The sequence below is a fragment of the Thermoplasmata archaeon genome (genome assembly GCA_035632695.1).
In the GTDB taxonomy this organism is placed as follows: Archaea; Thermoplasmatota; Thermoplasmata; order RBG-16-68-12; family RBG-16-68-12; genus RBG-16-68-12.
This window is the reverse complement of sequence record DASQGG010000183.1, coordinates 1-6,326: the sequence shown is the minus strand read 5'-3', so window position 1 is coordinate 6,326 and position 6,326 is coordinate 1. Positions and strand designations below refer to the sequence as shown.

Annotated in this window: 6 protein-coding genes; 4 read left to right on the top strand and 2 right to left on the bottom strand. The window is 67.5% G+C overall.

The window, feature by feature from the left end; genetic code table 11:
• The coding region (locus VEY12_11660; protein HYM40774.1) for a trimethylamine methyltransferase family protein at window positions 1-1,180 on the top strand (1,180 nt) is incomplete at its 5' end.
• Between the two features lie 3 nt (window positions 1,181-1,183).
• Here the strand turns inward: VEY12_11660 and VEY12_11655 are convergent.
• Both VEY12_11655 and VEY12_11650 read right to left on the bottom strand, forming a co-directional pair.
• Window positions 1,184-2,641 carry a trimethylamine methyltransferase family protein gene (locus tag VEY12_11655; protein HYM40773.1) on the bottom strand — a complete coding sequence of 486 codons (1,458 nt, stop codon included), beginning with the start codon at window positions 2,639-2,641 and terminating at the stop codon, window positions 1,184-1,186.
• Between the two features lie 89 nt (window positions 2,642-2,730).
• Complete coding sequence (locus VEY12_11650) at window positions 2,731-3,678, bottom strand: hypothetical protein (protein ID HYM40772.1); 948 nt, start codon at window positions 3,676-3,678, stop codon at window positions 2,731-2,733.
• Window positions 3,679-3,947: 269 nt separating this feature from the next.
• Here VEY12_11650 and VEY12_11645 point away from each other — a divergent pair, with 269 nt between their 5' ends.
• The 3 genes from VEY12_11645 to VEY12_11635 form a co-directional block, all read left to right on the top strand.
• Window positions 3,948-4,367 carry a methylenetetrahydrofolate reductase C-terminal domain-containing protein gene (locus VEY12_11645; GenBank protein HYM40771.1) on the top strand — a complete coding sequence of 140 codons (420 nt, stop codon included), beginning with the start codon at window positions 3,948-3,950 and terminating at the stop codon, window positions 4,365-4,367.
• A gap of 2 nt (window positions 4,368-4,369) precedes the next feature.
• Complete coding sequence (locus VEY12_11640; GenBank protein HYM40770.1) at window positions 4,370-5,407, top strand: methylenetetrahydrofolate reductase; 1,038 nt, start codon at window positions 4,370-4,372, stop codon at window positions 5,405-5,407.
• A gap of 11 nt (window positions 5,408-5,418) precedes the next feature.
• On the top strand, window positions 5,419-6,326 hold a 908-nt coding region (locus tag VEY12_11635), incomplete at its 3' end, for a dihydropteroate synthase (GenBank protein HYM40769.1).

Sequence of the window (6,326 nt, the reverse complement as noted above, 5' to 3'; positions counted from 1 at the left end):
GAGCCCCACCGCGAGATGGCCCTTCCCGGCGACAAACGGGCTCGCGGTGCATATCGCTGACCTGGAGACCGGCCAGGACCACCCCTCGACGCGAGCGGATCTCGCGGCCTTCTCACGGCTCGCGGACGCGCTGGATCCCATCGACTACCTATGGACCTCGCTCACGTGCACGGATGTGCCTGAGGTTTCCCACGGCCTCCATGAGCTTTGGGTCACGCTGCAGAACACGACGAAGCACGTGGAGAGCATCACGGTGGCCGGTGCCGCGGACGCGAGGGCCCAGATCGCCCTTGCCGCCTTGGTGGCGGGAGGCGAGGACGCGCTCCGCAAGCGGCCTCTGATGTCCGTGGTCTCTTGCCCGACCGCACCCCTCACGTTCAACCAGGTGGCGGTGGAGGCCCAGGTCGAGTTTGCCCGAGCGGGCGTGCCCGTGCTCTCCATGTCCATGTCCCTCGGAGGGGCCTCGAGTCCTGTCACCGTGGCGGGCACGGTCGAGATGGTGAACACGGAGAACCTGGCGAGTCTGGTCATCGATCAAGTTGCGGCCCCGGGGTGCCCGCATGTCTACACGTCGGACTCGACGCCCGTGGACATGAAGACCGGCTACATCGACTACACGGCGCCCGAGTCGGCGATGATCAGCGCCGCCGCGGTCCAGATGGCGCGTCGCTACAAGCTGCCCTGCATGACCTCGGGCTGGGGCGCGGCGGTCGGCCCGGAGATGGGACTCCCCGGATTCTCCGAGCTCGCGACGATCATGGCTTCCGTGATGGCGGGCACGGACCTGTCCGCGGGAATGGGCGGGCTCGACCACGCGAAGGGCGGATCCTACGAGATGATGATCCTGGACGCCGCGATCTGGGAGGACATTCGCTCCCTCCTGCGCGACGTCGCCGTGACGGAGGAGACGATCGCCCTCGACGTGGTGCGGGACGTGGGCCACGGGAACACGTTCCTGCGGCATCTCCACACGGTGCGGAACTTCAAGCAGGCCCTGTTCTTCCGCGACCGGACCAAGCTCGGCTGGCAGGCGACGCTCTCGAACCGGATGATTCCCGAGGCCCGCGGGATCGCGAAGAAGATGCTCAAGGACCACACAGTGCGGCCCCTGGACCGAGACGTCCAGAAGCAAGGCGACGCTCTGATCAAGGCGTACGAGCGGGAACACGCGGCCGGATGAGGGTCACGCCGCCTCCAGGAGGTCCTTGCTCCCCTCCCGGACGACCCGCGCGAGGTCCCGCTCGATGTCTCGGTCCAGCGGGGTCGGCTCGTGCTCCTGCAGGAGCTTGCGGACCTTCTCCCGCGCGACGTCTTGGATGGGGCGGATGCCCTCCGAGGTGGCTCGTTCCAGGGTGCGCTTGTCCCAGAGGGGCGAGTTCCGCATCTCGCCCTGGCGGAGGTACTTCATCGTGTGGCGCTGGGCGAGGAAGTTCCCCATGGGCCCCACGGCGTCGAGCACATGGAGGGCGAGCCGGTCCTCATCGACCTCGATGCCGCGGACGATCCGGAAGATGTCCGCGTAGACCTCGTCGTCGATGACCATCATTTCCAGGGAGGCCGCGTTCTCCCAGGCGCCTCCCATGCCGGAGAGGTTGTCGGCGCCGGCGAGGGCCGGCGGCAGCGCGGCCATCATGCGCTCGAGCCCGATCTGGAGGTCCCACTGGTTCGCGTCCGTGGTCACGCCGTAAACGTCCGCGGTCATGTGGTATCGATGCGCAATCTGGACAGTCGCCGCGGAGGCGAGGGCGAGCTCGGGCAGTCCCCAGAGGTTCTTCCCCGATCGGAGGTCAAGGAAGCTGAGACGGCCCGAGTACTGGCTCGGGAGCTTTGGATCCACCGTCTGGAGGAGCATCACCCCGGCCAGGAGCTCCGCGTTCTGCTGGGTGAGACCTCCCGCAAGGGAGAGGGGCGCCGTCCCGCCGCCGATGGGGCAGGGCACGATGTCCACGGGGATGCCGTGCTCGACCGCACGGAACACGACGTCGCAGACGTGGGCGTCGTACGTCAGCGGACTGCTCGGAGATCCATACAGGGTCAGGATGGGCCGTTTCCGGAACGCCTCGCTACCGCCGGCGACGCAGGCGCCCATCTCGGCCAGGACGTCCACCTCGGGGACGCGCAGCGCGTATCCCGGCACGCACTTGCTCGTGTTCTTGATCATCGCCTCCATGGTCCGCACGACGAGGAGGGGCGCGGGGACGTCCGTCGCCACCACCAGGTTCGAAGCGGTGTGGCAATTGGCGAGCGCGTCTTGGAGGCGTGTCGCCTGCTCCACATCGTGAAGCGTGGAGCTCCGAGACCGCCCGGTCTCCAGGTCCAGGATAGCGGGGTTGCCTCCGAGGGCGTGCGCGAAGCTGTGCTCGCCGTCGAAGGTCACGTCGTTCTTCGGGTCGCGCGCGCAGTACGTTCCGTAGAAGGGAATCTCCCGGATGGCATCATCGACCACGGAACGGGGGAAGGTCAGGACATTCTTCCGCGTAGGGTGGGGCAAGGCCCCGGCGGTCCGGAGCCGGCTGAGCGCATCCGGACTGTCGAACCGGACACCGGTCCGCTCGAGCAGGCGGAGGGAGGCGTCGTGCATTGCGTCCACCTGCTCCTGCCCGAGCACCTGAAGACGGCCCGGGTTGTGCACGCCCTGCATGGTCGCTCCTCGCGGCGCAGGGCGCGAGGGGGGTCAGGGGCTATGAAGGATGAGCTCTTACCGAACGGCCCCCGGAGACCGCCGGCTCCCTAGTCGGGGAAGACGCGGACGAATCCGCCATGGAGGCCGTCCAGGATGGGGTCCACGAACTCGAGGGGGGTGGCGCGAAGCCCACAATCCGGGAGCACGAACGCGATGTGGTCCGCTCCGACCCGCCGGACGATGTCCCGGAGCAGGGATTCGACCGCGCCGGCGACCATGACGTCCTCGGGGCGTGACACCTGAACGTCGCTGCATCCCGCCCCGAGACGGAGGTCGTGCTCCTGCCAGCGGCGGGGTTCGAGCAGTCCCAGGTTGTCCTTTTCGAGCTTCCCCGCGAACGCGAGGTTCAGCACGGAGATGCGCTCCACGCGGACCAGCGCGTCCAGCGCTCTCGTCCGGACGAGGCCGCCGCAGACGTGGAGGCAGGCTCGGTCGCGTGCGGTTTCCGAGGCGAGCAGGTCGAGTCGGCGAAGGCTCGGGCCGTAGTCCCGCATGCCTTGGGACAGGACGGGTTCGTCCAGCTGGAGGAACGCGCCCCGCCGTCCGATCTCCCGGGCGATGGGGTGCAGGGCTTCCGTGACGTCGTCGTGCAGGGCGGCGTCCATGGGACCTCGGTAGGCCGGCCCTGCGCCACCTGCAGCGCTGGCGAGGAGGAACGTCGTGGGTCCTGTGAGGCTGACCTTGAATCGCTCATCCGGGAAGAGGGAGCGGAGGCGGTCGAGATCGCGGACCGTGGGGAACTGGGCGGGGTCCTCCATGGGGCGGATCCGGCCAACGACACGCGGGATGCCGTGCCCCATTCGGATGCCCGGGATGCACGCGTACAGGGAGAGCATGTCACCGTGGGGCTCGCCGTTCGTGAGCAACCGGATGTCGTGGGCCCGCTGTAGCTCAACCGCATGGACGAGGGCGTCATCGGATGCGTGGGCTGGTGGGAGACTTCCAACCGTGGTGAGGATGGGGCGAATGTCCGTCGCCTCCGTCGGCAGCGGCAATTCCGGGAAACGCGAACGGACGCATCAAGGTCGCGGCACGAACCCTGGTTCGCCCTCGCGAGCCGGTCTCCCCCAGTGGCGTCACCCGCGCTCGCGAAACCGGTACTGCTCTTAGGGAGGCATTAAATAAATCCTGGGACGCTCGAATCCGCGGGAGGCCGCCGTGGTGCTGGGCGTATGGACACTCTCGCATTCGAGATGTCTGCGAACTCGACCCGGCCGATCCAAATCGCGGCCCCAAGGACGTTGACGTCGCCAGGAGGTGGAACATGGAAACGAAGGAGCACGTACCCGCGATGCTAGAGCCGATCGGTCAGGTCCTGCGTCGGCACCCCAAGGTGAACCTGCAACTCAACCGCGCCCTGGCACCTTTCGAGAATTCCGCCAAGGTGCTCCTGTTCAGCTGCAACATGTGCGGCCAGTGCCTCCTCCACGAGAACGGGTACACGTGCCTGATGAACTGCCCCAAGCAGGTCCGGAACGGCCCGTGCGGCGGCGTGCGGATGAACGGGCACTGCGAGGTCAAGCCCGAGATGGAGTGCATCTGGCTCAAGGCGGAACGCCGTTCGCGGCGCTTCCCGGGCCGCTACCTGTTCCTCCGGATCCACGCGCCCCTGGATTGGCGGAGGAAGGGAAGCTCTGCGATCCTGAACGCGGTCGCAGGCTGGCCAGGCAACGGCAAGGAATGACCATGATGCCCGCAGACCCCACGCGGGGCCGGTTCGAGCGCGCCCTGCGCTCCGGGCGTCCCGTGGTGACGTGCGAGATCGGCAGCCCCGACGGCGCCGACCCCGCCGATGTGAGGAAGCGGGCGAAGCTCGTCCGCGACTACGTGGACGCGGTCAACGTCCCGGACAACACGGGCGGCGTCGTCCACGCGGCCCCGCTCGCCGCGTGCGCGATCCTCGTCCAGGAAGGCATCGACCCCATCCTCCACATGACCTGCCGAGACCGGAACCGGATGGCCCTCCAGAGCGACTTGCTCGGGGCGGCCCTCCTCGGCATCCGCAACATCCTCTGCCTCACCGGGGATCACATGATCCACGGGGACCAGCCCGAGACGAAGCCCGTCTACGATATCGATTCCGTGATCCTTCTCGAGGTGGCCAACCATCTGACGCGCGAGGGCAAGTACGTCAGCGGGCGGGAGATCGATCCTCCGCCGGACCTGTTCCCGGGATGCGCCGCGGAGCCGTTTGCTCCTCCATACGCGTACCGACCGCTCCGACTCAAGAAGAAGGTGGAGGCCGGAGCGCGCTTCGTGCAAACGCAGATCGTGTTCAACGTCGAGCGGTTCGCGGAGTACATGGGCCGCGTCCATGACCTCGGCGTGGACAAGCAAGTCCCTATCTTGGCGGGCGTCGCCCCCATCCGATCCGTGAAGGCAGCGACCTTCATGCGGGACGAGGTTCCCGGCATGGAGGTCCCCGACGCTCTCGTTCGACGCATGGCCCAGGCGGGGGACGACAAGAAGAAACGGGAGGCCGAAGGCATCGCGATCTGTGTGGAGATCTTCGAGGATCTCCGGAAGATCCCGGGGATTGCGGGGTTCCACATCATGCCCATCAACTGGGAATCCGCGGTGGCCAAGATTTCCCGGGAGGCGCACCTCCAGCCCGCCCTCGGGTCGGCCAAGACGTCTCCTGACGAGGGCAAGGCCGCGGTTCCCCAGGAGCCGCAGCCCCAGGCCCCATCCGCACCACCCGCTTCGGTCCCGCTGAATTCGTAGGAGGAGAATCGATGAAGACCGTATTGTCATCTGCCAAGAAGACCGTGGTGATCAGCCCGGACGATCCCTTCGTCGTGATCGGCGAACGGATCAACCCGACGAACCGGAAGAAGCTCGCCGAGGAACTCCGGCGGTTTGACTACACCCGCGTCAAGGCGGACGCCCTTGCCCAGGTCCAGGCGGGCGCCCAGGTCATCGACGTGAACTGCGGCGTCCCCGGCGCGGACGAGCCTGCGATCCTGAAAGGGGCCGTGGAGGTCCTGCAGGCCACAATCGAGGCGCCGCTCTCCCTGGACTCCTCGGTGGTCGAAGCCCTCGAGGCCGCCCTCCCCGCGTACCGGGGCAAGGCCCTGATCAATTCGGTCACCGGGGACGACAAGCTCCTCGATCGCCTCCTCCCCGTGGTCAAGCAGCACCACGCGGCGGTCATCGGCATCACCCACGACGAGTCCGGGATCAGCAACGATCCGAAGGCGCGGCTCGCGGTGGCCCAGAAGATCGTGCGGCGTGCGATGGAGCACGGCATTCCTAAGGAAGACGTGATCATCGATCCGATCTGCATGCCGATCGGCGCGAACACGAAATTGGGCGCGGTGACCCTGGAGACGATCCGGCTCGTCCGGCAGGAACTGGGCGTTAACCTTTCCATCGGCGCGGGGAACGTAGGGTTCGGCCTCCCGGACCGGCCCACCCAGACCGCGTCGATCATCTTGCTCGGGATGGCCCTCGGGCTCACGGCTTCCATTGCGAACCCGCTGGAACACGAGATCTACAGAGCGGTCCTCGCGGGCGACCTCATGCTAGGCCGCGACTCGTTCGGGATGCGGTGGATGGGCTACTACCGAAAGCGCGAGGCTGAGGCCAAGGCGGCGGCAGCCCTCGCGGCGGCCCCCGCGACGGAACCGCCGAACCCCGTCCC

What these genes read in the sequence shown, in the direction of transcription:
- VEY12_11655 (HYM40773.1), bottom strand. Translation starts at nt 2,641, where the DNA reads ATGCAGGGCGTGCACAACCCGGGCCGTCTTCAGGTGCTCGGGCAGGAG.
- VEY12_11645 (HYM40771.1), top strand. Translation starts at nt 3,948, where the DNA reads ATGGAAACGAAGGAGCACGTACCCGCGATGCTAGAGCCGATCGGTCAG.
- VEY12_11640 (HYM40770.1), top strand. Translation starts at nt 4,370, where the DNA reads ATGATGCCCGCAGACCCCACGCGGGGCCGGTTCGAGCGCGCCCTGCGC.